Origin of the sequence: Paenibacillus sp. FSL R5-0912 (assembly GCF_000758605.1) — a bacterium.
Taxonomy (GTDB): Bacteria; Bacillota; Bacilli; order Paenibacillales; family Paenibacillaceae; genus Paenibacillus_AQ.
In genome coordinates, this window is sequence record NZ_CP009282.1 from 2,497,365 (window position 1) to 2,520,454 (window position 23,090).

A 23,090-nucleotide genomic window follows, 5' to 3' on the forward strand; every position below is an offset into this window, starting at 1 on the left:
GAGAGCCGAGTGAGGGAGATGCTGCGATTTAGCTAGCGATTCAAAGATAACTAGCGATTCAAATACCGATGCAAAGATTCACATAGAGATGCAAAGACTCAAATAGCGATTGAAATACCGATTAATAGCCGGATTCAAATACCCATTCTGATACCGGTTTCGGATACCGTAAACACTCAGCTCCCGCTCCCGCTGCGGAGCCGGCTGTAGTACCCGTGGCTGCGCAGCCCCGAGAAGATGTTGAAGATACCCAGCAGCAGAAAAGCTGCTTCAATGACAACATTAAGCGTCGAGCCGCGGAAGATGAACATCGACATCAGTGAGAGCGTTACCAGCATTGCGCCGAGCAGCATGTTCATAATTGATCGCTTAAGCCCTTTGATTAGCGGGTCTACGGCCCTCCGGGAGGAGAAACTGTACATGGCGGCGCTGATCATAAAGACGACCAGCAGAACAAACAGCAGATACTTGATGAGCATAATCATGGACAGACAACTCCTTAGTGGAAGGTGGGAAACGGTACTTCGGCTATACTCTACCATTCTATGATTTGCCCACTATTGTACCATGATTATGACTCAGGTGCGCTTATAAGGAGCGATCTCCACCCAGATTTGCAGCACACCCTCCATAACGAGCATAGTGCGGATTCTGACAGTATATTCTTTCTCGCGTACAATATAGATTTTGCCGTCCAGCAGCAGGCGGGCCAGCTTCCCGTCAGAATCGATTTCAAACATGCTGCGCCCGCGCATCGGCTCCAGATCGCTGACCAGCTTCCTGAGGATTTCCTTGACAGTCACCGTGTCCAGCACAGCGGTGCCTTCCTTAACTTTGCTGTCCTCGGTGCGGACCTTAATTTCCCGGATTACGGTGGAGGTATTGTTGTATTTTTTGAGCGTGTCAATGTCATTGCGGTACTCCTCGATCTGTATCCGGAGCTCCTGATTGCTTAGCCAGAGCACGTTGTATCCCATATGATAAATGGCGTTATATACCACGGCGCCCACAATCATTCCCAGCACAAAAACGGCAGCAATCTGCGAGAAACGCCGGTAGCGGTGAAACGGCGGCAGGCGCATGGATTCATCACCCCTTTAAATATAAGAATGTATCTGCTCAGCGCTATCCATTATCCTTCTGTTTCTACTTGCCGCACACCCATTTGACTAACTCACTGCCCATATGAGCGCCCAGAAAAGCGAAGACCAGATAGAGAATCTGCTTGATGGCGGGGGAGAGGTTACCTCCCAGCATATTGCTCTCAATGACCCGCATCGGGTCGATCGTTCCGCCGACGGCGGCAGCCAGTGCCCAGATTTTGATCCGGTCGGCGATATCCAGCATGGTGTGCGTAGGCGGCTGCAGAGAGACCACGGCTCCGATCCCGCCCAGCAGGGAACCGCCCAATACAATGCCGAAGGCGATGAAGAAGTCGAGGACGGCTTTGCTCAGGAAAATATTCATCATAAGGCTCCTTCCCGGTCCAGGCAATTGCTTATCCGCTGCCTGTCCTTATGCTCTTAATCCATTCTATGGGCGGTTCCCCCTCTAATATGATAAAATAGTTTCATCTTATGTTTTGATTTTGGAACTGAAGGGAAGTGGGGATAATGAGCCCTTTCGTGCATTTGCATGTGCACAGCGAATACAGTTTACTGGACGGGGCGGCGCGTATTACGGACCTGGTGCGCCGGGCCGGCGAATACGGCATGAAATCGCTGGCGCTGACGGATCATGGAGTGATGTACGGGGCTATCCCTTTCTATAAAGCTTGCCAGGAGAACGGCATCAAGCCGATTATCGGCTGTGAGGCTTATTTAACCGCAGGTTCGCGCCGTGAGCGGGGCAGCCGCAAGGATCAGCCGATCTATCACCTGATTCTGCTGGTGAAGAACGAGATCGGCTACCGGAACCTGATGAAGCTGATCTCCATCGGCCATCTGGAGGGCCAGCATTACAAGCCGCGGATTGATATGGAAGCACTGGCGGCGCATGCCGAGGGAATCATCTGCCTCAGCGCCTGTCTTGGCGGAGAGGTACCGCAGCATCTGCTGCACGGGCGTGAGGAGGATGCGCGCAAGGCGGCGCTGCGTTACAAGGAGATTTTTGGCGCGGACTTCTACCTGGAGCTGCAGGATCATGGGATGCCTGAACAGAAGCGGGTGAATCCGAAGCTGATTCAGCTTGCTGCCGAGCTGGATATTCCCCTGGTGGCTACGAATGACGTGCATTATATGGACAAGGAAGATGCCGAGGTTCAGGATGTGCTGATCTGTATTGGCACAGGCAAATCTGTGGATGATGAGGACCGCCTGAAGATCGGCACGGATCAGCTGTTCTTCAAGAGCGGCGAGCAGATGGCCTCGCTGTTCCCGCATGTGCCGCAGGCGCTGGAGAACACGCTGCGGATTGCAGAAGCCTGCAATCTGGAGCTGACGTTCGGCAATCATATTCTGCCGGAGTATTCCCCTCTGCCGGAAGGGCTGGATGCCGCCGCTTATTTGCGTGAGCTGTGCCGCAGCGGGCTGGAGGAGCGCTACGCGGATACGCCGCTGTGGGCATCTCCGGAGCAGAAGGAAACGGCCGAGAAAAGGCTGGCCTATGAGCTGGGCGTCATTGAGAGCATGGGGTTCAGCGATTATTTCCTGATTGTCTGGGATTTCATCGCTTTTTGCCACCGGAGCGGCATTGTTACCGGCCCGGGCCGTGGTTCCTCGGCAGGCAGTCTTACAGCATATACGCTGAAGATTACGGATGTAGATCCGCTGAAATACAATCTGCTCTTCGAGCGTTTCCTGAATCCGGAGCGGATTACGATGCCCGATATTGATATTGACTTCAGTGACGAACGCCGCGATGAGGTTATTGCCTATGTCGTGGACAAATATGGCAAGGAGAATGTGGCGCAGATCATTACCTTCGGAACGATGGCAGCAAGAGCAGCTGTACGGGATGTAGGCCGTGCACTGAATCTGCCGTATAACGAGGTGGACAAGGCGGCGAAGCTGATTCCGGGCCAGCTCGGCATCAGCATCACCCGGGCGCTGGAGAGCACGCCAGAGCTGAAGGCGCTGTATGATACCAGTCCGAAGACCAGAGCGCTGCTTGATATGGCGATGAAGGTTGAAGGCATGCCGCGTCATGCCTCAACGCATGCTGCCGGAGTGATCATCTCCAAGGGGCCGCTGACCGATGCCGTTCCGCTCCAGGCCGGCAGTGAGAGTACAGCGCTGACCCAGTATTCCATGGAGCATCTGGAGAGTGTAGGCCTGCTGAAGATGGACTTCCTGGGGCTGCGGACCCTGTCGATTATTGAACGCTGCATGAACTGGGTGAAGGAAATGACCGGCAGCGTCCCTGATTTCCGCTTCATCCCGGATCATGATCCGCTGACTTATGAGATGCTGGGGGCAGGCGAGACCACAGGCGTATTCCAGCTGGAGTCTGCAGGCGTACGGCGGGTACTGAAGGATCTGAAGCCCAGCGGTTTTGAGGATATTGTCTCCGTGGTGGCTCTGTACCGTCCGGGTCCGATGGAATTTATTCCGAAATTCATCGGGGGCAAGCACGGGGAGTTCGAGGTCGTGTATCCTCATGCTGATCTGAAGCCGATTCTGGCCGATACCTATGGGATCATCGTCTATCAGGAGCAGATCATGCAGATCGCCTCCTTGATGGCGGGGTTCTCGCTTGGCGAAGCGGATCTGCTGCGCCGTGCGGTGTCCAAGAAGAAGCGGGAGACGCTGGACAAGGAACGCAGCCACTTTGTGGAGGGCAGTCTGAAGCAGGGCTATCAGGAGGCGGATGCCAATGAGGTGTATGACATGATCGTGCGGTTTGCCAACTACGGCTTCCCGCGTGCCCATGCTGCCGCCTATGGCGTGCTGGCGTTCCAGACTGCTTATCTCAAGGCGCATTATCCTGTGCAGTTCATGGCAGCAATGCTGACCGCGGTCATGGGAACCCACCGCAAGGTGGCAGAGTATGTGCTGGAATGCCGCCGCAGCGGGGTCGGCGTGCTGCCGCCCGATGTTAACGAGAGCGGCGTGCTGTTCACCCCTGTACCCGGCGAAGGCAGCGGGCATATCCGCTTCGGACTGGCTGCGGTTAAGAATGTCGGGACGCTGGCGGTGGAGAATATTATGGCGGTCCGCAAGGAGCGTCCGTTCGACAGCCTGCTTGATTTCTGCCGCCGTGTCGATCTGCGTGTCTGCAACAAGCGCGTGATTGAATCACTGCTGCAGACAGGCGCCTTCGACCGGCTTCCCGGCCACCGGGCCCAGCTGCTGGCAATGCTGGATGAGACAGTCGATGCAGCGGCGAAGTGGCGCAAGGAGCGCGATGAGCTGCAGATCCAGCTGTTCGATGATCTGATTGAGACGCCGAACTGGGAAATCCGTTATCCGGATATCCCGAAATTCTCCGTGACCCAGCAGTTGGAGCTGGAGCGTGAGCTGCTGGGTCTGTACCTGTCCGGCCATCCGCTGGATGACAGCTCGGCCCTGCTGGAGGAGCCGGGGATGCAGAAGCTGATGGATCTTGGCGAAATGGCAGACGAGAGCATGACGGTGACGGCCGGCATGGTCGTGTCGCTTAAGGAAATTACGACAAAGGCCGGCAAGGCGATGGCCTTTGTCGAATGGGAAGACCAGATCGAGCGCTGCGAGGTCGTACTCTTCCCTGAGGTGTGGAAACGCAGCCGCGGCCTGATCGAGAAGGGCGCGTTGCTGGCCCTGCGCGCCAAGGTGCAGCAGGAGGACGAGGGCTTCAAGCTGCTGGCCGAGGAGGTGGCCCCGCTCACCTCGGACAGCGTGCGCGGCCTGCTGCAGCGCCGCAGCGCCGCAGGCGCCCGGCCCGCCTACGCGGGCCGGAACGCCCCCGCAGGAGCGCCTGCGGCAGCTCCTGCAGCCCGTACGGGCGCCGCTGGCCCCGGCGCCCGCAGCGGCAGTGCAGCTGGCGCAGCCGCTGCACCGGGCACGCGCACACCGGCGGCACAGCCGCCCGGTGCGCGCGCTAACGCGGCCGCTGCGCAGGCCGCGCCTAAGGCCCCGGCCGCGTCAGATACGCGGCCGGGAAGCCCTGCCCCGCTGCGCACGGGGCAGCCCGCTTCTGCTGAGCGCTCCGCAAGCTCAGCGCAGAGCACCCAGCGTGTCTTCATCAAGATCACGCCGGGTGCTGAGCTCAAAGGTCTGCTGCCGCGCCTCCAGGCGCTGCTGCAGACCCATCCGGGACCAGCCGCGACGCTGCTGTTCTATGAGCGCAACCAGAAGGTGCTGGCACTCAGCGACAGCTACCGGATCGAGCCCTCGGAGGAGCTGTTTGCGGCAATAGAGAGCATGCTGGGAGCCGGAACCGTCAGAATCAGGTAGAAAAATAAGCACATTTCCGCCCTTTTCCGCATACATTAGGGAACGAGCGGGGCATTGTCCCGTGCGGAAAGGGGAATCACATCATGTCCTATCAATTGGCAGCAGACCTGCTGGAGCGCCGGGGAGTTTCGCTTGATTCTATCGCTGAGATCGTATATATTCTGCAATCCGCCTATTATCCCGATTTGACTGAGGAAGAGTGCCTCGTAAGCGTCAAGGCGGTGCTGGGCAAAAGAGAAGTACAGTACACGCTGATGACAGGTGTCGCGCTGGATGAGCTGGCGGAGAAGAAGCTGCTGCCGCAGCCGCTTCAGGCGGTACTGGAGGCGGATGAATCGCTCTACGGGGCGGACGAGACTCTGGCGCTCGGCATCACGGGGGTATACGGGATGATCGGGCTGACAGGTTTCGGTTATCTGGACAAAATAAAGCTTGGAATTATCGGCAAATTGAATGATGATAAGGGAAGCATTCATGTATTTCTTGATGATCTGGTAGCCGGGATTGCAGCCGCGGCATCGGCCAGAATTGCCCACCGCCATGAAGGGGCGAAGGTCTATTCTCCTGCCTCCGGAGAGGCATAATTGCAGCTCTTGCATTTGTTAGAAGCGGCCTCCCGGTCCAGCAGCCATCCTGCCGAGCCTGTTGCGGGAAAAAAGAAAACTGTGTTATCATGATTCCATTATATACAGGATACGGCTGGGATTTGAGATTAGGGAGGCCTTGCAGGGCATGTGGACGGTAATCTATATAGCGCCGACCGCCAAAGTGGCGGAGATGATTCAGAGGAAGCTTACGGAAGAAGGATTTCTGATAAAATGCCGTCCGATTAATATGTCCAAGCAGCAGTTTGAGATTCTGGTTCCTTCGGGAGAGCTTGAAGAAGTGCAGGAGGTCCTGAATCTGATTCTGCATCCTTGAGATTTACAACTTAGAGATACATGAGCGGTCATGACAGCGGCAAGCTGCTATCTACGCAAATAAACGGCTGAAGAGGTGCGACCCTTGTTCAAAGATTTATTTCAGAAAAAACGGAAGTACGCGATCATTCCTTCAGAGCGTCTGGAGCGAAGCGGCGGACCGGCGGAAGGCGAGCGCCCCAAACGTGAGATTCCAGAAGGACTCATGAACAAATGCAACAAATGTGGAACCATCCAGTACAGCAAGGAACTGGAGAAGAATTTGAAAATATGCCCATCCTGCGGCTATCATATGCGCCTGAACGCTTCGGAGCGGATTGCGATGACGCTGGACCCCGAAGGGTTCATTGAGTTTGACAGCGAAATGGCATCCGTTGATCCGCTGCAGTTCCCCGGCTATGCCTCTAAGCTGGAACAACAGCAGTCCAAAACTGGACAGGTTGAAGCTGTAATCACCGGCCAGGGCACTATTGGCGGCCATCCGGTTATTGTTGCGGTGATGAACTTTGAGTTCTTCTCCGGGAGCATGGGGTCCGTAGTCGGCGAGAAGATTACCAGAGCGGTTGAAGAAGCAACAGAGCGGAGACTTCCGATGCTGATCTTCTCCACTTCGGGCGGAGCGAGAATGCAGGAGAGCATCCTCAGTCTCATGCAGATGGCGAAGACAAGTAGCGCACTGGCCCGGTTCAGTGAAGCCGGAGGCCTGTATATTTCCGTAATTACTGATCCGACCACAGGCGGGGTGTCGGCGAGTTTCGCCAGCCTGGGTGATATTATTATTGCCGAGCCCGGTGCGGTATTCGGTTTTGCCGGACGGATTGTGATTGAACAGACGATCCGCCAGAAGCTGCCGGAAGATTTCCAGACAGCGGAATTCAATTTGCAGCACGGCCAGCTGGATATGGTTGTGCACCGCAAGGAAATGCGCTCCACGTTAACTAAGCTGCTGGAGCTGCATGATGTGAAAGGGGGATTTTAGGTTGGCAGGAGAGTTGCCTTTTGAAATGCCTCTGGTAGAAATGCGCAAGAAAATTGCTGAACTGAAGCAGTTTGGCGAAGAGAAGGGTATTGATTTCAAAGATGAGGTAGCCCGTCTTGAGGAGCGTTACCACATCCTTGAGAATGAAGTATATTCGGATATCTCCCCGGCCCAGAAGATGCATTTGGCCCGGCATCACGGCCGTCCGACCTCACTGGATCTGATCGGACTGATCTTCACCGATTTCATGGAGCTGCATGGCGACCGCCTGTATGGTGATGATCTTGCCGTAGTCGGCGGAATCGCCAAGCTGAACGGCCGTCCGGTCACCGTAATCGGACAGCAGCGCGGCAAGGATACGAAGGAGAACATTCTGCGTTTCTTCGGCAGCGCGCATCCGGAAGGCTTCCGCAAGTCGCTGCGTCTGATGAAGCAGGCAGAGAAATTCGGCCGTCCTATCGTAACGTTTGTGGATACCAAAGGGGCTTATCCCGGCAATACGGCAGAGGAACGCGGACAGTCCGAAGCGATCGCCCGCAATTTGTACGAGATGTCCCAGCTGGCCGTACCGGTCATCTGCGTCGTTATCGGCGAAGGCGGCAGCGGCGGTGCCTTGGCTTTGGCCGTGGGCAACCGGGTCCTGATGCTGGAGCATGCCATCTATTCAGCGATCTCCCCCAACGGGGCGGCGTCCATTCTGTGGAAGGATGCCACCAAAGCGGAGCAGGCAGCTGAAGCGATGAAGATTACGGCGTCTGACCTGCTGGAGATGGAAGTGATCGAGGAGATCATTCCAGAACCCAAAGGCGGGGCACACCGTGACTACGAGGCAACGGCAGCAGCAATCAAGGATGCGGTATGGCGTCATTTACAGGAGATATCCGTGATGGATTCGGCAGAACTCAAGGAAGACCGTTACCTTAAATTCCGCAAAATCGGCGAGTTCTCGGAGTCCCTCCAGGAACAGGATACGCTTGAAGAAGAAGTGCAGATTGTAGAGTAATTCACACTTATCATTTGCACTTTCTGACATATTCCAGTCTGTTCCTGTTCGTAAGCCGCTCGGAATACTTTAACCATTTATTCCCACCCTATTCATCCCGCAGACTTTGCGGGGTGATTTTTATTTTGACGGCATTCTTATAAAATTCGACTTTAATTTACAGCAAAAACAGGCACTAACATTGATTTTGTCTTCAACTTGCAGTAATATTCATAAGGGCGCAATAAAAGGTACATGTGACTACATGTGATAAAGTTCCTATACAGAGAGCAAGCCTTATAGTAGATTTTGTAGTTGGAAAAAGTGAGACAGAGAGAACGAAAAAACGGAGGAAAACCTAATGCGGAAAAGTAAAATTGTATGTACGATCGGACCTGCAAGTGAATCGTTGGAGAATATCAAAAAATTGATTTTGGCTGGTATGAATGTGGCCCGTCTGAACTTCTCCCACGGCGATTTTGAAGAGCACGGTGCCCGGATCAACACGATCCGTCAAGCTTCCAAAGAACTTGGCAAGACTGTTGCCATTCTGCTCGACACCAAAGGACCTGAGATTCGTACTGGCAAGCTGGAAGTAGAACCGATTGAACTGGTTCAGGACGAATACCTGACATTGACTACGGAAGAAATCCTGGGCGACCAGAACCGTATCTCCATCACGTATAACAACCTTCCTAACGATGTTCAAGTAGGATCGACTATCCTGATCGACGACGGCCTTATCGGTCTTACTGTTGTCGACATTCAAGGCACCGAAATCAAGACCCGTATTGTTAACGGCGGTACAATCAAGAGCAAGAAGGGCGTTAACGTACCAGGAGTATCTATCTCCCTGCCGGGTATTACGGAAAAAGACACCAATGATATCGTTTTTGGGATCGGACAGGACATCGATTTTATCGCCGCTTCCTTCGTTCGCAAAGCCAGCGACGTTCAGGAAATCCGTGCATTGCTTGAGAAGCACGACGCTTCCCACATCCAAATCATCTCCAAAATCGAGAACCAAGAAGGTGTCGATAACCTTGATGAAATTTTGGCAGCTTCCGACGGCCTCATGGTTGCCCGCGGCGACCTTGGCGTAGAAATTCCTGCTGAAGATGTGCCTCTGGCTCAGAAGCTGATGATTCAGAAATGTAACATCGCTGGCAAACCAGTTATCACTGCTACCCAGATGCTGGATTCCATGCAGCGCAACCCGCGTCCTACCCGCGCTGAAGCGAGTGACGTAGCGAACGCTATCTTCGACGGAACCGATGCAATCATGCTGTCTGGTGAAACTGCTGCCGGAAAATATCCGGTAGAATCCGTACTCACAATGTCCCGCATTGCTGAGAAGGCGGAATCTGCCCTGAACCACCGTGAAATCTTCATGAAGCAGCAAATTGCTCAGGAAACTACGGTAACTGAAGCGATCAGCCAATCTGTAGCGATTTCCGCTCTGGATCTGAATGCTAAAGCTATCATTTCTTCGACTGTAACTGGCCACACTGCACGCGTGGTTTCCAAATACCGTCCTAAATCACCAATCATTGCTGTAACTACCCAGGAAAGAACTATGCGTCAGCTGGCGCTGGTTTGGGGTATAACTCCTGTATTCGGTCCTGAAGCTACTTCAACTGATGAATTGCTGGAAACTGCAATTAACGGTGGTAAAGCTTCCGGTCTGGTTAAAGCCGGCGATCTGGTTGTAATCACTGCAGGTATCCCGCTGGGACGTTCCGGTTCCACTAACCTGGTGAAGGTAGATACGATTCCAGCCGACTAGGATTTGGAAGAGGTTCTGCAGCATTAACAGAATACACCTATTAGAGCAGTGGCCTTCTTAGCCGCTGCTCTTTTTATTTCAGGAAGGCAAAGCCGTTTTCACTTGCGGGTTGATATAAACGATACAAATGTATATATTGAATTGAGAGTTTTGAGAAACCGGGCAATCAGGTTCTTGTAAATATAGGGTTTCTGGAGTAGACAGCAGGATGGCTTTTGCGGTAGATCCGCCGGACCGAGAAGGAATCGCCGCGGGGACCCGGCAGAGACGGCACGGCCAGTAGCGTTTTGTTCTGGACCATAATGCCGCCGTCTTGAGCCTTGAGCCTGGGACTGGATCCGTTAACCCGGCAGCAGGTGAATCTTACCAGCGATACCTTGGACAACGGTGCGATATTCTGTCCCAGCTGGGGAGCTTCCATGATCCATTCGGCAGAGGTTTGTGGCCCTTGATAGCGCTGGATCGTACGGAAAACCCAGTTTTTGCTGAGGTTGCGCAGAGTGATGCACCATTTTCCCGGACTGAGCTTGACGATGGAAGCGCGCATATGGTCTCCGGGAGATACAGGCAAGGGGATAACGGTCTCGGCAGCAGGAAGAATTTCCCACCAGGCATAGTACCGGACGGTTCCGTTTACCGATTCATGGCCGGTTCCGGTCTGGATCAGGCTGCTGTTTCGGAAGCCGTCGATGCCGATCCAGGCCGAAGAATACGTGGCTTTGACGGTAGGTTTTACATAAGGGACGATCCAGTCGGCCGATATCCGCCGGTAAGTGCCTTTTTTGCCCGAGATGGCATAACCGCTCCAGTTGCTGGATGTCCAGCCGAAGCCTGAGCTGACGGCTCTGCCTGTGTTGAGTTTATCTTTCAGACAGGGTTTACTGCTTATCAATCTATTGACTTGGCCCACTTGTCCACCGCCTCACAATATGTTCTGCTCTATTTAATGCAGTAAGAGGCTCTTAAGGTTGGGTATTCTGTTAAAAAGGAAGAGAGAGGACTTATAACTCCAATGGAAAAAATATCGAAGCTGCGCGGGTTTTATCTGTTTCTGGGACTCGCCGGGGGCTCCTTCGGCTCTTATCTGTCACTGCTGCTCAAATCGAACGGACTTAACGTCAGCCAGATCGGCATGCTGATGGCTACGGGCACACTGATCGCGATCTGTGTCCAGCCCCTATGGGGAGTGATCTCTGACAGATATAACCAGGCGCGGTTAGTGCTCCTTCTGAGTGTGGCGGTTCCGGCGCTGCTTGCGGTGCTGTACCGGTCGGAGTATTTCATTGTGCTGATGCTGGTGTACACGGTATCCACGATCTTCTCCTCCACACAGGCTCCTATTGCCGACTCTTACGCTATAGCAGCGGCGAACAGAGCCGGATCGACTTACGGCAGCATCCGGATGATGATGAGCATAGGAGCCGCTGTAGGAGCCATAGCCGGGGGGCAATATGTTTCTAAATTCTCGGTATCCACGATCTGGCTGCCGTTTCTGCTGCTGAACGCCGTTGCAGTGGCGATTGCCTTCACCCTGCCGAAGCAGGCGGAAGAGAATCACATGATGAGCCAGTCCTTTTCCCAGGGTGTCAAAAAGCTGCTGGGCAACCGAATATTCCTGGCCTTTCTCGGGGGAAGCTTCCTGGTGAACCAGACGATGACGGCGTTCGGTACTTATTTCGTCCTTGCCTTCCAATCGGTTGGCGGATCGACCAGCTATGCCGGGATCGCCCTGTTTCTGGCGTCGATCACTAACGTACCTTCCATGTTCTTTGCCTCCAAGGTTATACGCAGGCTGGGTATGGAGCGGACGCTGCTGCTGGGTGCGCTGATCTATGTGCTGCGCTGGGGGATTCAGGTGGCCTTCCCGTATCCATCGGTCATGATTGGGGTACAGGTGCTGCACGGCCTATCCTTCGGCTTCTTTTATATTGCTGCAGTTGAATATGTATCGAAGATTACCTCTGCGGAGATGCAGGCGACGGGACAAAGCGTATTTAACATCGTATTCTCCGGCTTTGCCGGTATTCTGGGCAATCTGCTGAACGGAATGCTGCTGAATCAGGGCGGGGTCGGCCTTATGAATCTGTCCTGTATGCTGAGTGCGGCGGCCGGCGCGGCTCTGCTGTTCTATGTCGCCCGGAGCTCACGCAGCAAGCTGCCGCTGAAGGCCTCTTCCGGCGGAGTCAGCGCTTAGCTGCCCGCGTGCCATTACAGAAAGGAGCATGAATATGAATTCACACAAACCGGGGTGGTCCAGTCGCTGGCATGAGACTTCATTTCGTGTGCGTTATCAGGAAACCGATCAGATGGGTGTGGTTTATCATGCCAATTATTTGACCTGGTTTGAGAGCGGGCGTACGGAGATGTTCCGCGGACTGGGCTTTGCCTACCGGACACTTGAGAGCCTGGGGTTGTTATTGCCTGTGACCTCTGCAGATTTGCAATTTAAAAGCCCGGCGCGATATGATGATCTTATTGCCGTATATGCACGGTTAACAACCTTCTCGGCCTTAAGGGTTGTCTATGAATATGAAATTCGCCGTGTGGCGGAAGCGCACGGAGAAGGCGGAGTGATCGGAGCGTCCGGAATCAATAAGGCGCGTCCGGGGGCCAGTGAACCTCTTCCCGGCGAACTGCTGGTCAGCGGCACGACGAGCCATGTCTGGCTGAACAAGGAATGGAAGCCTGTACGTATCGACAGGGCGCAGCCTGAGCTGTTCCGCGCTATCACTACGGCGCTTAAGGAAGAAGAAGGAGGAGCAGTATGATCAGGAACAAATGGCTGTGGGCTGCATTATTCGCCGTCCCGGCCGTGGAATTATTCGGTTTCATCTATGTCTCAAGTTTTCTTGGAGCGCCCAAGACCCTGCTGATCATGCTGGCCACTTCGGTCATCGGTCTGCTCATGATGCGGTTTGAAGGCAAAAAAGTGCTGCAGGACAGCAGAACCCATATGCAGGAAGGACGGGTGCCCGGACGGACCATGCTGGACGGCTTGTGTATCTTTTTTGGCGGTCTGCTGCTCATCCTGCCGGGATTCGTTATGGATCTGATCGGCTTTACACTGGTATTCCCGCTAACCCGGCCGCTATATCGGGTTTTTCTGCTGAAATGGATCGAGAAGAAGATGAAAAACGGCAACTTCACCTTCTACCGCAGGTAGAGCCGGCGGTGCCGCAAGGACATTGAGGTTTGTAAAAAGCGTTCGGCTGCGGGTTGATGCGGCTGAGCGCTTTTCTACTTGTAGCCGAAACAGATTTAGCGAAATGTTGCAGATTATGCAGGAGTATGCGGTGGGAAATGCGATGGACGAGGAACGGGCCCAATGTATGCGAAAACAATCATGTCTTCCAAGGCACAACTCCAGCATGAAAATGAGCAGCGTGGCTAAAAAACAGAACATCGTCTTTTCATTTATTAACATATTTTAACGGAAAACCGAACACAATTGGACTGGGTGCACTGCGTAGGCCAAATGTAATCGAAAAACCGAACACAATTGGACTGGGTGCACCGCGTAGGCCAAATGTAATCGAAAAACCGAACACAATTGGACTGGGTGCACCGCGTAGGCCAAATGTAATCGAAAAACCGAACACAATTGGACTGGGTGCGCCGCGTAGGCCAAATGTAATCGAAAAACCGAACACAATTGGACTGGGTGCGCCGCGTAGGCCGTGCGTTTATCGCAGTGCCAGACGTATTTTCACAGAAAACCGAATAAAATGTGCGGCGGATAGCGCAAACGGGCTCGGTGTATGGGGACGGAGGTCCAGACCGTAGCCGGATATTTGCTCTACTGGCATTTAAGGAGCTTGTGAGGTGTTGGCGTATAAAGTTAATGCAGCCGGCCGCTGAGGATGTAGCTGCGCAGCGCGCGGAACACGCCGGCCCGGCTGAACGCGTCCAGAATGACGAGCAGCACCGGGCCGAGGATCAGGCCCAGCATACCGAACAGCTGAAGTCCGGCGAACATGCCGATCAGCATGGCGAGCGGGTCCAGTCCTATGCTGCTGGCCAGCACCTTCGGCTCAAGCACCTGCCGGGTGATCAGAATGATGCCATACAGCACCAGAAGGCCGACCGCCAGAGCCAGGTTCCCGGTCATGTAAGAATACAGCGCCCAGGGGAGGATCACGATGCCAACCCCGAGATAAGGCACCAGATCAACGATGCCGATGGTCAGGCCAATGGCGAAGGCAGAGTCTACGCCCAGCAGCAGCAGGCCGATGATTACGATCACCGCAGTTACGGAGATCAGCACGAGCTGGGCACGGAGGTAGCCGAACAACGCCTTGCGCAGGTCCTTCCAGATCTCCGAGACCGGCCGCAGCAGCGGAGCAGGGAGGAGAGAGAGCAGCTTGGCGTTATGCCGTTCCCAGCCGGTGCTGAGGAAGAAGGCGGCCAGTACGATCACGATCAGAATCGTGCCGAGGCTCGGGAGGGAGGAAATCAGCCCAAGAATCATGTTGAAGAATCCGGTGATCAGCTGTGTCATGGCGTGGCCTACAGTTTCCGTAGTTCTGCTGATGTTGCTGTCAATCGTGGCATGGTAACCCGGATTGTCGTGGTAAAACTGGTTGATCTGGTTAATAATATTCTGAATGCTGGCATTGCGGCTAACCTTCAGCAGCAGCTCGCGCCATTGGTCTGTATGGAGGTCAAACGTCTGGAGCAGCACAATGAGTTCCTTCACCAGCCGGGTGATCAGCGCGGTCAGTACAAGAGCCGTACCTCCAATATAAAAAAGCAGTGAGAGGGCCACTGCCAGCCAGCCCGGGAGCTTCAGGCCCCGCAGGATCAGCACCAGCGGATGTATAAGGTAAGCCAGCAGCCAAGCCAGCAGCAGGGGATAGAGGAGCGGAAGCAGTACATAAACAGCCAGCAGGATCACGGCGGCAGCAAGCACGACCCACAGGCCGCGCAGCACTCTTTTGAGCACAAGTGTATCGATATCCGGTCCCTCCTACTCTAACGGGTGTACAAGGAATAACTGCTCGTCTTATGTATATTCATAGAGCATGCGAAAAGACTAGCAGGGCCGGAAAAGAGTTGAATGGAGTAGCCTATTAACCTGAAAGCGCAATCATGAAACAGTTTTTTCGTTAGTTTTTTTCTATCTCTCCGATAAAATCATTTGATCCACTACAAAGCTCCCACGTTGTTCACATAACCGTCAAAATCCGGTATGATTATTACAGGTTAAACAGCAGAAATATAGTTGCAATCTTCAGCTCTTGTCCTGACGCCTTTTGCGGAGTATTAAAATACTTAGAAATGTAAATGTTTTCATGAGGTTTGAACCAGCATTATATACCCTTGTTGGAAAAGGAGAGAGATACTATGACAGCTACTAAAGGACTTGAAGGCATCGTTGCAACGACCTCATCGATTAGCTCCATTGTGGATGGAGTGCTCACTTACCGCGGTTATGATATTGATGATCTGGCGGATAATGCGACCTTTGAGGAGACTGCTTATTTGCTGTGGTTCGGCAATCTGCCGACAGTACCGGAGCTTGAATCGCTGCGCCGCGACCTGAGTGCTTCAGCCCAGATTCCGGATCAGGTGCTTGCCCAGATGAAGCTGTATCCGAAGGAAGCGAACACAATGGCGGCATTGCGCTCTGCCGTATCCGCCCTGGCACTGTACGACGAGGCTGCGGATGATATGAGCCGTGAAGCGAATCAGATCAAAGCTGTGAAGCTTCAGGCACAGATTCCGACTGTGGTTGCCGCATTGGCGCGCATCCGTAAGGGACTTGAGCCGGTAGCGCCCAAAGAAGGCCTGACCATCGCCGAGAACTTCCTCTACATGCTGTGGGGAGAACAGCCGGATATCATATCCGTCAAAGCGCTGGATACTGCCCTCGTGCTGCATGCAGACCATGAGCTGAATGCTTCTACTTTTGCCGGGCGGGTAACTGTCGCTACACTTTCAGATATCTATTCCGGAGTTACTTCGGCTATAGGTGCGCTTAAGGGACCGCTGCATGGCGGTGCGAATGAAGCCGTGATGAAGATGCTGGAGGAAATCGGCACGCTTGATGCCGTTGAGCCGTATATCCAAGGCAAGCTGGAACGCCGAGAGAAGATTATGGGCTTCGGACACCGGGTATACAAGAACGGCGATCCGCGGGCCAAACATCTGATGAAGATGTCCTATGAGCTGGGCACGATGAAGAATGACACTACACTCTATGACATGTCGGTCAAGGTTGAAGAGCTGATTACCGGACAAAAAGGGCTCAAACCGAATGTCGACTTCTATTCGGCATCCGTCTATACACAGCTGGGGATTGAGCGGGAGCTATTCACTCCGATCTTCGCGATCAGCCGGACCTCGGGCTGGACTGCGCATATTCTGGAGCAGTATGAAGACAACCGGATTATCCGGCCGCGCGCCGAATATACCGGCATGTCCGACATGAAATACGTCCCTGTAGACGAACGATAACAAAGCGGCCCCTTGCGGGCCGCTCCACCCCTTTAGTACAATGAACTATAATATATGCAGCAAATGCTTATTGATTATTGCTTGTACATCATACTTTTAGGAGGAATTCCCACTAATGTTGAAACTGGAAAAGTACGATCTGCCCACAGAAGGCGAACAAATTACAATCGAAGACGGCAAGCTGCTGGTTCCGGATCAGCCGATCATCCCTTTTATCGAGGGTGACGGTACAGGCCGTGACATTTGGAAAGCCTCCAAGCGTGTGCTGGATGCGGCCGTAGAGAAAGCTTACGGCGGCGCGAAGCAGATTGCCTGGTACGAAGTTTTTGCCGGCGAGAAAGCCTTCAATACATATGGTGAATGGCTGCCGAATGACACTCTGGAAGCAATCCGCGAGTATATTGTAGCCATCAAAGGCCCGCTGACAACTCCGATCGGAGGCGGTATCCGCTCTCTGAATGTGGCGCTGCGCCAGGAGCTGGACCTGTATGTATGTCTGCGTCCAGTACGTTATTTTGACGGTGTTCCTTCACCGGTGAAGCATCCGGAGCTGGTGGATATGGTTATTTTCCGTGAGAATACTGAAGATATCTATGCCGGAATTGAATACCAGGAAGGTTCCGCTGAAGTGAAGAAGGTTATCGAGTTCCTGCAGAAGGAAATGGGCGTGAACAAGATCCGCTTCCCGGAAACCTCCGGTATCGGCATTAAACCTGTCTCCGAGGAAGGCTCGAAACGCCTGGTACGTTCTGCGGTTGAGTATGCCATCAAGCACGGACGCAAGAGTGTGACGCTGGTTCACAAAGGCAATATCATGAAATTCACCGAAGGCGCATTTAAGAACTGGGGCTACGAAGTGGCTGAACAGGAGTTCGGCGACAAGGTCTTCACCTGGAACCAATATGATGTCATCAAGGAACGTGAGGGTGAAGCTGCGGCGAATGCTGCCCAGAAGGAAGCTGAAGCAGCCGGCAAAGTTATTGTCAAGGACGCTATCGCCGACATTGCTCTGCAGCAGGTATTGACCCGCCCGACCGATTTCGATGTCATTGCGACGCTGAACCTGAACGGGGATTACCTCTCCGACGCACTGGCTGCGCAAATCGGCGGCATCGGTATCGCTCCGGGAGCGAACATTAACTATCTTACGGGACATGCTATTTTTGAAGCTACTCATGGTACCGCACCTAAGTATGCGGATAAGGATGTTGTGAATCCGGGTTCGGTTATTCTCTCCGGCGTTATGCTGCTTGAGCATCTGGGCTGGCAGGAAGCAGCTGACCTGATCTACAAGGGAATGAGCACCGCCATTAACAACAAGACGGTTACTTATGACTTTGCCCGCCAAATGGAAGGCGCTACAGAGCTGAAATGTTCCGCCTTTGCTGACGAGATTATCAGCAATCTGTAAGCAGACTAACCGGTATTTAACAAGTATAAGCTGCACACACGTGCAGCTTATACTTATGCTTGTGCATCCGCCTGCCCATTCAACATCATTGGTTCATGCTCCGGGGCAGTCTTGCGAAGTGAAATGAACGAAGTGTATGCTATCCAACCTTTAGGAGGTCTTCCTGTGGCCATCAAACGTTATAAAATCACTGTCGTAGGTGCCGGCTTCACCGGCGCGACTACGGCGCTTATGCTTGCCCAGAAGGAGCTTGGCAATGTAGTGCTGCTCGATATTCCTCAGCTCGAGAATCCGACCAGGGGTAAAGCGCTCGATATGCTGGAAGCCGGGCCTGTGCAGAAATTCGATGCCCAGATCACCGGAACTTCAAGCTATGAAGATGCAGCCGATTCCGATATCGTCATTATTACGGCAGGGATTGCACGTAAGCCCGGCATGAGCCGTGATGACCTGGTCAACACCAATGCGGGTATCGTGAAGTCGGTCTGCGAGAACGTGAAACGGGTGGCCCCCGAGTCTATCGTGATCATTCTGAGCAATCCGGTCGATGCGATGACTTATGTAGCTTACAATGCGCTCGGCTTTCCGAAGAATCGCGTAATCGGACAATCCGGCGTACTCGATACCGCGCGTTACTGTACATTCATCGCCCAGGAGCTTAATGTTTCGGTTGAAGATGTACGCGGTTTCGTGCTGGGCGGCCATGGGGATGATATGGTTCCGCTTGTGCGTTATTCCAGTGTTGGCGGTATTCCGATCGACACGCTGATCCCAGCGGAACGCATCGCTGAGATTGTGCAGCGTACCCGTGTCGGCGGCGGTGAAATTGTCAGCCTGCTGGGTAACGGCAGCGCTTATTATGCGCCTGCAGCGTCACTGGTTCAGATGACGGAAGCAATCCTCAAGGACAAGAAACGGATTATTCCGGTAATCGCCCTGCTGGAAGGTGAATACGGATACGATAATTTGTTCATGGGTATCCCGGCACTCCTGGGTGCAGATGGCATCGAGAAGATCTTCGAGCTGGAGCTTACGGCAGAAGAGAAGGCGGCTCTGGATAAATCAGCCGATTCTGTACGTGCGGTCACATCAGCAGTAACTGTGTAACTAACGTTAGCCGGCAGCTGCTGAAGCCCCCTTTTGCAAGCTGAATCGGGACTTTGCTTCTGCTTAATCCTATAATGTAAACGGAGGAGATTGGTATGGACCGTATTTTCTATTTCCTGCATATGATCGGCACACTGGCGCTTGGCTTCTATCTGGTATTGCCGTTTATTCTGAGCGGGACGGCGAAGCTGTCTTCCCCTGCAAAGGAAGGCACCTTGAGTGCCATCGGCGGATTCAACCGCTTTGCCCAGTATGGACTAGTTATCCAGCTGTTGACCGGAGGCTATATGATGTCCAAGGGTGACTATTCTGTCGCCTGGATGATCGTTGTAGTTGTGCTGCTCCTAGCGATGTTTGCGCTTGGCGGCATCATGAGTAGACCTCTGCGCCTGGCTGCGGCCGGAATGCGGGAGAACCGTGATGTCTCTGCCGAAACCGCCAAGATCCGGACCATGAGCCTGCTGCTGATGGTCGTTCTGGTTATCATGATCTTTTTCATGGTGTACCGGCGCCTTATTTAAACCTGGCTCTGATTTATTAGGAAGGACCGGGAGTATCAGAGGCTCTGGCAGCTTAGGCTGTCAGGGCTTTTTGTTGTGTATGACACTGAATCAGATCCGTCTGAAGGACGATATGTTCTTGTCTCAGGACCCCCGCTGAATTCCCCGGAAGATGGGCCAAAGGAGGGACAATGTATGTGAAAAATCGAACACAAGGTGCCTCCGTGGAGGTAACCGGGCCAAGTGTAGCTGACGGATGCGTAGAAGGCCCTGCTGGAGGTAACGGCGGCGAACAAGATTATTGCATTGAAGGCAGCGGCGGATCAGCTATAGACAGGACTGCAGAGAACCATACTGGGCATATAAAATAAAAAAGGCCATTTTCCTCGTGGAAAGCGGCCTGTAATCAAACGAGATACCTCTATTTCGATACGATCCTGCCGTCCATCATCACAAATCTGACTTTCCGGAGACTGGCTATATCCTTAAGCGGGTCGCCCTCAATCACAAACAGATCCGCCTTCTTGCCAGGTTCAATTGTTCCAATCTCATGTGCCAGATTGCAGATCTTCGCACCGGTTGAAGTGGCGGCTGTGATAATCTGCATCGGGGTGAGACCGGCTTCGCCTAACAAACGGATTTCCTCCCAGGGCATTCCAAGCCTGTACCACGGGCTTATTTCTTCAATAAAATCATCCCCGAGGCCAATCTCTCCGCCAGCCTGGATGAATCTACGGACATTATCTTGTCCTTGTTCTAACAGCGGAGCGCCGAATTTGTCCTGAAACATCTTCGCTACAGTGAGCGTGGGAACGATCCGGATATTGGAGGCTACCATTTGCCGGATCAGGTCATCGTCCAGCCGGTCGTAAATCATATGCGCAGCATCGTTAATTCCCGCATTTACCAGTATCTGAAGGTTATGCGAGCTGGTTACATGAGCAGACACATAAGCACCCATGCTCCGGGCTTCCCGGCAGATACTCTCCAGAAGCTCCTGATTCAGCTGCGGCAGTCCGATTGTCCCGGGATCATAACCGTCTTCCAGCGCTGTTTTGATACAATGTATCCCTTGTTCTAATACCTCGCGGACCTTCAATCTGGCTTCATCCGCACTTCCAACTCCGATAGGGGCCTGCCCGCCATACCCGCCGGGAGCCGTGAAGACTTTGCCGGTTGTGATTATTCGGGGAAAAGATCTGCGGTCCAGCGCTTTTGTATGTACCATCACGTCATCAAGCGTTGCTGCAGTTGTCATCCCCTCGTCACGGATCGTGGTTATTCCTTCTGAGAGGCAGGCAGCTAAATATTCCTTGTGGTACCCGTGAAGCGGCTCGTTATTAATGAATTTGAAGCCGGTGTGTGCATGGGTATGAATAAATCCCGGCAGGACGACAAGCCCCTCAAGATCTATCACCGTGACTGGGTTATGCTCCAGCCTGCTGCTCCCTTGCCCGGCAACCGTACCGAACCGGCCATTAACAATTTCAATGCTCGCGTTGTACAGCGGCGGACGCCCGGTTCCGTCGATTAACGTCGCGTTAGTCAATCGTATAATTTCATTTTCATTTCCCATGGCAGAACTGACCCTCCCGTGAAGACTGAAGACTTCCAAGAGAAAGTATAGGATATAAAAATGTCCGGATATATATAATATTCTCATAGAAACCGTTCATTACTTACCGTATCAACCCTTCCAGCTCAAAAATGCCGTGTTCCTGAAAGTCAGTGATAATCTGGGGCGTCAGCAGGGTGAGTAATTCACTTAAAGTGCACCAGCGGTAATCGGTATGCTCTTCCGAGAGCTGGATTTCGTCACGGGCTGCACGGCATAAATAGGTGATAATCACTACCTGTCTTGCAGGGTCCGTGAGCAGGGTTACCGCGTAAAGGATACGTTCTGTCGTAAACGAAAGTCCGGTTTCCTCAAGAATTTCTCTTTCCAGTGCAGCCTCCAGGCTTTCACCGAATTCGATTTTGCCTCCGGCACATTCCCAGCTTCCGGCACCTGCAGAATCGGCGGCAGCCCGCTTGACGAGGAGGATTCTGCCCTGGTACAGGATGACACCTTTGTCGGCAACGATGATGGTTTTTGATTTTTTGGACATGAGGATAACTCTCCTTCTGCAGGCTCTATAATGCACCGGGGAACGCGTTGGACTGAAGATTTTCTGTTTGGCCGGCTGCCCTATGTGGTAAGTAAAATAACGTAAAGCGTTTTTTGCTAGGTAAGTATGATGCATAAACACCAGACTTTTAGCCATCCTAACATGATTAGTAAAACAGTATAACGGTACAGCGAAAGGAGAATGGATTATGCCAGACACCAGCAAACAACCCGTCAAAACCCTGCCTCCACAGGTACAGGACCAGCAGCCCGGAATTGAAAGCGAGATGAACCCGCTTCCGGAGTTTGAAACCTCGGCTTACAAGGCAGCAGGCAAGCTGCTGGGCAAGGCCGCGCTCATTACCGGAGGGGACAGCGGAATCGGTCGTGCCGTCGCCGTTCATTTTGCCAAAGAAGGGGCGGATGTAGTGATATCCTATCTGAATGAGCATGAAGATGCGGAAGAAACCAAACGCCAGGTGGAGCAGGAGGGGCGGAAGTGTATTCTGATCTCCGGTGATATCGGAGTTGAGGCCTTCTGTCAGGATCTGATTAATAAAACCATTGAGGGACTCGGCAAGCTGGACATCCTGATTAACAATGCGGCAGAGCAGCATCCGCAGGATAAGATTGAGGACATTACCGCCGAGCAGCTGGAGCGGACGTTCCGGACGAATATATTCTCCATGTTCTATCTGACCAAGGCAGCGATGCCCCATCTGAAAAAAGGCTCCACGATCATCAACACCACATCGATTACGGCGTACCGTGGCAGCCCGCAGCTGCTGGACTATTCGTCCACCAAAGGAGCGATTCTCAGCTTCACCCGCTCCCTGTCGATGAATCTGGCGGACAAAGGTATCCGCGTGAACGCGGTAGCACCGGGACCGATCTGGACGCCGCTGATTCCGTCTACGTTTGACGCGAAGAAGGTTAGTGAATTCGGCGGCACCCAGCCGATGAAGCGTCCGGGACAGCCGGAAGAGCTGGCGCCGGCCTATGTATATCTGGCTTCTGACGATTCCTCTTATGTGAGCGGTCAGGTCATGCATGTGAACGGTGGCGAGATCGTTAACGGCTGACCATGGGCACTGCTTTGTAAGCCGGATAAGTTTATACAGGTTTAAGGCATCAAAGGTTCAAACAGATGAAAAGTCAGCCGGAAGGCTGGCTTTTTTGCCGCTTAAACCTGCTGGATTTAATAACTGAATCTATTAAAGAATAGCTCTTACAGGAATAATATGCTAATATACAAACTGCAAGAACAATAGAATATGAACGATCACTAGGGGTGCCGCAAGGCTGAGACGAACATATCTGTTCGGACCCTTTGAACCTGATCTGGTTTATACCAGCGTAGGGAAGTGGAGAATGAATAATGCAGCGGGGGTAACGGCTTACCCGGTATTCCTGCTTATATTCCGGACTGCTTCCTGATACAGGGGGCGGTCTTTTTGTATTTTCCGGAAT

Annotated in this window: 23 protein-coding genes and 1 riboswitch; of the genes, 15 read left to right on the forward strand and 8 right to left on the reverse strand. The window is 53.1% G+C overall.

Annotated elements, in window-relative coordinates:
* Window positions 1-176: 176 nt before the first annotated feature.
* The 3 genes from R50912_RS10435 to R50912_RS10445 all read right to left on the reverse strand — a co-directional run bounded on the left by R50912_RS10435 (window position 177) and on the right by R50912_RS10445 (window position 1,467).
* Window positions 177-485 (reverse strand): YtpI family protein, encoded by a 309-nt coding sequence (locus tag R50912_RS10435; protein WP_042234630.1) that lies wholly within the window; start codon window positions 483-485, stop codon window positions 177-179.
* A gap of 93 nt (window positions 486-578) precedes the next feature.
* A complete protein-coding gene (locus tag R50912_RS10440; protein WP_042234632.1) occupies window positions 579-1,082 on the reverse strand; it encodes a sporulation membrane protein YtrI in 504 nt (167 codons plus the stop codon).
* A 64-nt stretch (window positions 1,083-1,146) separates the two neighbouring features.
* Window positions 1,147-1,467 carry a YtrH family sporulation protein gene (locus R50912_RS10445; protein ID WP_039309559.1) on the reverse strand — a complete coding sequence of 107 codons (321 nt, stop codon included), beginning with the start codon at window positions 1,465-1,467 and terminating at the stop codon, window positions 1,147-1,149.
* 146 nt (window positions 1,468-1,613) lie between these two features.
* On the opposite strand from R50912_RS10445, the gene R50912_RS10450 reads away from it, so the two are divergent.
* From R50912_RS10450 to pyk, 6 genes are all read left to right on the forward strand, one after another.
* A complete protein-coding gene (locus R50912_RS10450) occupies window positions 1,614-5,372 on the forward strand; it encodes a DNA polymerase III subunit alpha (RefSeq protein ID WP_042234633.1) in 3,759 nt (1,252 codons plus the stop codon).
* An 83-nt stretch (window positions 5,373-5,455) separates the two neighbouring features.
* Window positions 5,456-5,956, forward strand: coding sequence for a phosphatidylglycerophosphatase A family protein (locus R50912_RS10455; RefSeq protein WP_039307658.1), 501 nt, complete (start codon window positions 5,456-5,458; stop codon window positions 5,954-5,956).
* A 148-nt stretch (window positions 5,957-6,104) separates the two neighbouring features.
* Window positions 6,105-6,293, forward strand: coding sequence for a hypothetical protein (locus R50912_RS10460; RefSeq protein ID WP_036700684.1), 189 nt, complete (start codon window positions 6,105-6,107; stop codon window positions 6,291-6,293).
* Between the two features lie 84 nt (window positions 6,294-6,377).
* The gene (gene accD / locus R50912_RS10465) at window positions 6,378-7,271 is read left to right on the forward strand and encodes an acetyl-CoA carboxylase, carboxyltransferase subunit beta (RefSeq protein ID WP_039307665.1); all 894 of its coding nucleotides are present in this window, start codon (window positions 6,378-6,380) and stop codon (window positions 7,269-7,271) included.
* A 1-nt stretch (window position 7,272) separates the two neighbouring features.
* A complete protein-coding gene (locus R50912_RS10470) occupies window positions 7,273-8,274 on the forward strand; it encodes an acetyl-CoA carboxylase carboxyltransferase subunit alpha (protein WP_042234636.1) in 1,002 nt (333 codons plus the stop codon).
* A 340-nt stretch (window positions 8,275-8,614) separates the two neighbouring features.
* The gene (pyk, locus tag R50912_RS10475) at window positions 8,615-10,039 is read left to right on the forward strand and encodes a pyruvate kinase (protein WP_042234638.1); all 1,425 of its coding nucleotides are present in this window, start codon (window positions 8,615-8,617) and stop codon (window positions 10,037-10,039) included.
* 166 nt (window positions 10,040-10,205) lie between these two features.
* Here the strand turns inward: pyk and R50912_RS10480 are convergent, their stop codons facing one another.
* Entirely contained in the window at window positions 10,206-10,949 is a 744-nt protein-coding gene (locus R50912_RS10480; RefSeq protein WP_231637818.1) for a G1 family glutamic endopeptidase, read from the reverse strand.
* 102 nt (window positions 10,950-11,051) lie between these two features.
* On the opposite strand from R50912_RS10480, the gene R50912_RS10485 reads away from it, so the two are divergent.
* The 3 genes from R50912_RS10485 to R50912_RS10495 are packed head-to-tail and all read left to right on the forward strand — an operon-like array spanning window position 11,052 to window position 13,202.
* Complete coding sequence (locus R50912_RS10485) at window positions 11,052-12,233, forward strand: MFS transporter (RefSeq protein WP_042135415.1); 1,182 nt, start codon at window positions 11,052-11,054, stop codon at window positions 12,231-12,233.
* Between the two features lie 34 nt (window positions 12,234-12,267).
* Window positions 12,268-12,807 (forward strand): acyl-CoA thioesterase, encoded by a 540-nt coding sequence (locus R50912_RS10490; protein WP_042234639.1) that lies wholly within the window; start codon window positions 12,268-12,270, stop codon window positions 12,805-12,807.
* The gene (locus R50912_RS10495) at window positions 12,804-13,202 is read left to right on the forward strand and encodes an FxsA family protein (RefSeq protein WP_042234641.1); all 399 of its coding nucleotides are present in this window, start codon (window positions 12,804-12,806) and stop codon (window positions 13,200-13,202) included. Before R50912_RS10490 ends, R50912_RS10495 begins: the two co-directional genes overlap by 4 nt.
* Before the next feature lie 247 nt (window positions 13,203-13,449).
* Here R50912_RS10495 and R50912_RS34890 read toward each other — a convergent pair whose 3' ends face one another.
* Together R50912_RS34890 and ytvI are read right to left on the reverse strand one after the other, a co-directional pair.
* Window positions 13,450-13,689: a hypothetical protein gene (locus tag R50912_RS34890; protein WP_156122961.1), complete on the reverse strand. Its 240-nt coding sequence runs from the start codon at window positions 13,687-13,689 to the stop codon at window positions 13,450-13,452.
* A 188-nt stretch (window positions 13,690-13,877) separates the two neighbouring features.
* Entirely contained in the window at window positions 13,878-14,993 is a 1,116-nt protein-coding gene (ytvI, locus tag R50912_RS10500) for a sporulation integral membrane protein YtvI (RefSeq protein WP_042234643.1), read from the reverse strand.
* Between the two features lie 389 nt (window positions 14,994-15,382).
* On the opposite strand from ytvI, the gene R50912_RS10505 reads away from it, so the two are divergent.
* From R50912_RS10505 to R50912_RS10525, 5 genes are all read left to right on the forward strand, one after another.
* Complete coding sequence (locus R50912_RS10505; protein WP_042234646.1) at window positions 15,383-16,495, forward strand: citrate/2-methylcitrate synthase; 1,113 nt, start codon at window positions 15,383-15,385, stop codon at window positions 16,493-16,495.
* A gap of 115 nt (window positions 16,496-16,610) precedes the next feature.
* Window positions 16,611-17,906, forward strand: a complete 1,296-nt coding sequence (gene icd / locus R50912_RS10510) for an NADP-dependent isocitrate dehydrogenase (protein ID WP_042234648.1) — start codon at window positions 16,611-16,613, stop codon at window positions 17,904-17,906.
* 165 nt (window positions 17,907-18,071) lie between these two features.
* A complete protein-coding gene (gene mdh / locus R50912_RS10515; RefSeq protein ID WP_042234650.1) occupies window positions 18,072-19,013 on the forward strand; it encodes a malate dehydrogenase in 942 nt (313 codons plus the stop codon).
* Window positions 19,014-19,108: 95 nt separating this feature from the next.
* The gene (locus R50912_RS10520; RefSeq protein WP_042234652.1) at window positions 19,109-19,534 is read left to right on the forward strand and encodes a hypothetical protein; all 426 of its coding nucleotides are present in this window, start codon (window positions 19,109-19,111) and stop codon (window positions 19,532-19,534) included.
* A gap of 176 nt (window positions 19,535-19,710) precedes the next feature.
* A complete protein-coding gene (locus R50912_RS10525; RefSeq protein ID WP_156123062.1) occupies window positions 19,711-19,884 on the forward strand; it encodes a hypothetical protein in 174 nt (57 codons plus the stop codon).
* Between the two features lie 50 nt (window positions 19,885-19,934).
* Here R50912_RS10525 and R50912_RS10530 read toward each other — a convergent pair whose 3' ends face one another.
* Entirely contained in the window at window positions 19,935-21,089 is a 1,155-nt protein-coding gene (locus R50912_RS10530) for an amidohydrolase family protein (protein WP_042234657.1), read from the reverse strand.
* A gap of 103 nt (window positions 21,090-21,192) precedes the next feature.
* Window positions 21,193-21,621, reverse strand: a complete 429-nt coding sequence (locus R50912_RS10535) for an NUDIX hydrolase (protein ID WP_042234659.1) — start codon at window positions 21,619-21,621, stop codon at window positions 21,193-21,195.
* Window positions 21,622-21,829: 208 nt separating this feature from the next.
* Here R50912_RS10535 and R50912_RS10540 point away from each other — a divergent pair, with 208 nt between their 5' ends.
* The gene (locus tag R50912_RS10540; RefSeq protein WP_042234663.1) at window positions 21,830-22,702 is read left to right on the forward strand and encodes an SDR family oxidoreductase; all 873 of its coding nucleotides are present in this window, start codon (window positions 21,830-21,832) and stop codon (window positions 22,700-22,702) included.
* Between the two features lie 195 nt (window positions 22,703-22,897).
* Window positions 22,898-23,000, forward strand: a riboswitch (TPP riboswitch).
* Window positions 23,001-23,090 lie beyond the last annotated feature (90 nt).

Bases quoted from the DNA above. Each gene is read 5' to 3' on its own strand.
- R50912_RS10440 (WP_042234632.1), bottom strand. From the start codon at position 1,082: ATGCGCCTGCCGCCGTTTCACCGCTACCGGCGTTTCTCGCAGATTGCT.
- R50912_RS10485 (WP_042135415.1), top strand. From the start codon at position 11,052: ATGGAAAAAATATCGAAGCTGCGCGGGTTTTATCTGTTTCTGGGACTC.
- R50912_RS10455 (WP_039307658.1), top strand. From the start codon at position 5,456: ATGTCCTATCAATTGGCAGCAGACCTGCTGGAGCGCCGGGGAGTTTCG.
- R50912_RS10460 (WP_036700684.1), top strand. From the start codon at position 6,105: ATGTGGACGGTAATCTATATAGCGCCGACCGCCAAAGTGGCGGAGATG.
- R50912_RS10535 (WP_042234659.1), bottom strand. From the start codon at position 21,621: ATGTCCAAAAAATCAAAAACCATCATCGTTGCCGACAAAGGTGTCATC.
- R50912_RS10540 (WP_042234663.1), top strand. From the start codon at position 21,830: ATGCCAGACACCAGCAAACAACCCGTCAAAACCCTGCCTCCACAGGTA.
- R50912_RS10520 (WP_042234652.1), top strand. From the start codon at position 19,109: ATGGACCGTATTTTCTATTTCCTGCATATGATCGGCACACTGGCGCTT.
- R50912_RS10530 (WP_042234657.1), bottom strand. From the start codon at position 21,089: ATGGGAAATGAAAATGAAATTATACGATTGACTAACGCGACGTTAATC.
- R50912_RS10505 (WP_042234646.1), top strand. From the start codon at position 15,383: ATGACAGCTACTAAAGGACTTGAAGGCATCGTTGCAACGACCTCATCG.
- R50912_RS10450 (WP_042234633.1), top strand. From the start codon at position 1,614: ATGAGCCCTTTCGTGCATTTGCATGTGCACAGCGAATACAGTTTACTG.
- R50912_RS10495 (WP_042234641.1), top strand. From the start codon at position 12,804: ATGATCAGGAACAAATGGCTGTGGGCTGCATTATTCGCCGTCCCGGCC.
- pyk (WP_042234638.1), top strand. From the start codon at position 8,615: ATGCGGAAAAGTAAAATTGTATGTACGATCGGACCTGCAAGTGAATCG.
- icd (WP_042234648.1), top strand. From the start codon at position 16,611: ATGTTGAAACTGGAAAAGTACGATCTGCCCACAGAAGGCGAACAAATT.
- R50912_RS10490 (WP_042234639.1), top strand. From the start codon at position 12,268: ATGAATTCACACAAACCGGGGTGGTCCAGTCGCTGGCATGAGACTTCA.
- R50912_RS10435 (WP_042234630.1), bottom strand. From the start codon at position 485: ATGATTATGCTCATCAAGTATCTGCTGTTTGTTCTGCTGGTCGTCTTT.
- R50912_RS10445 (WP_039309559.1), bottom strand. From the start codon at position 1,467: ATGAATATTTTCCTGAGCAAAGCCGTCCTCGACTTCTTCATCGCCTTC.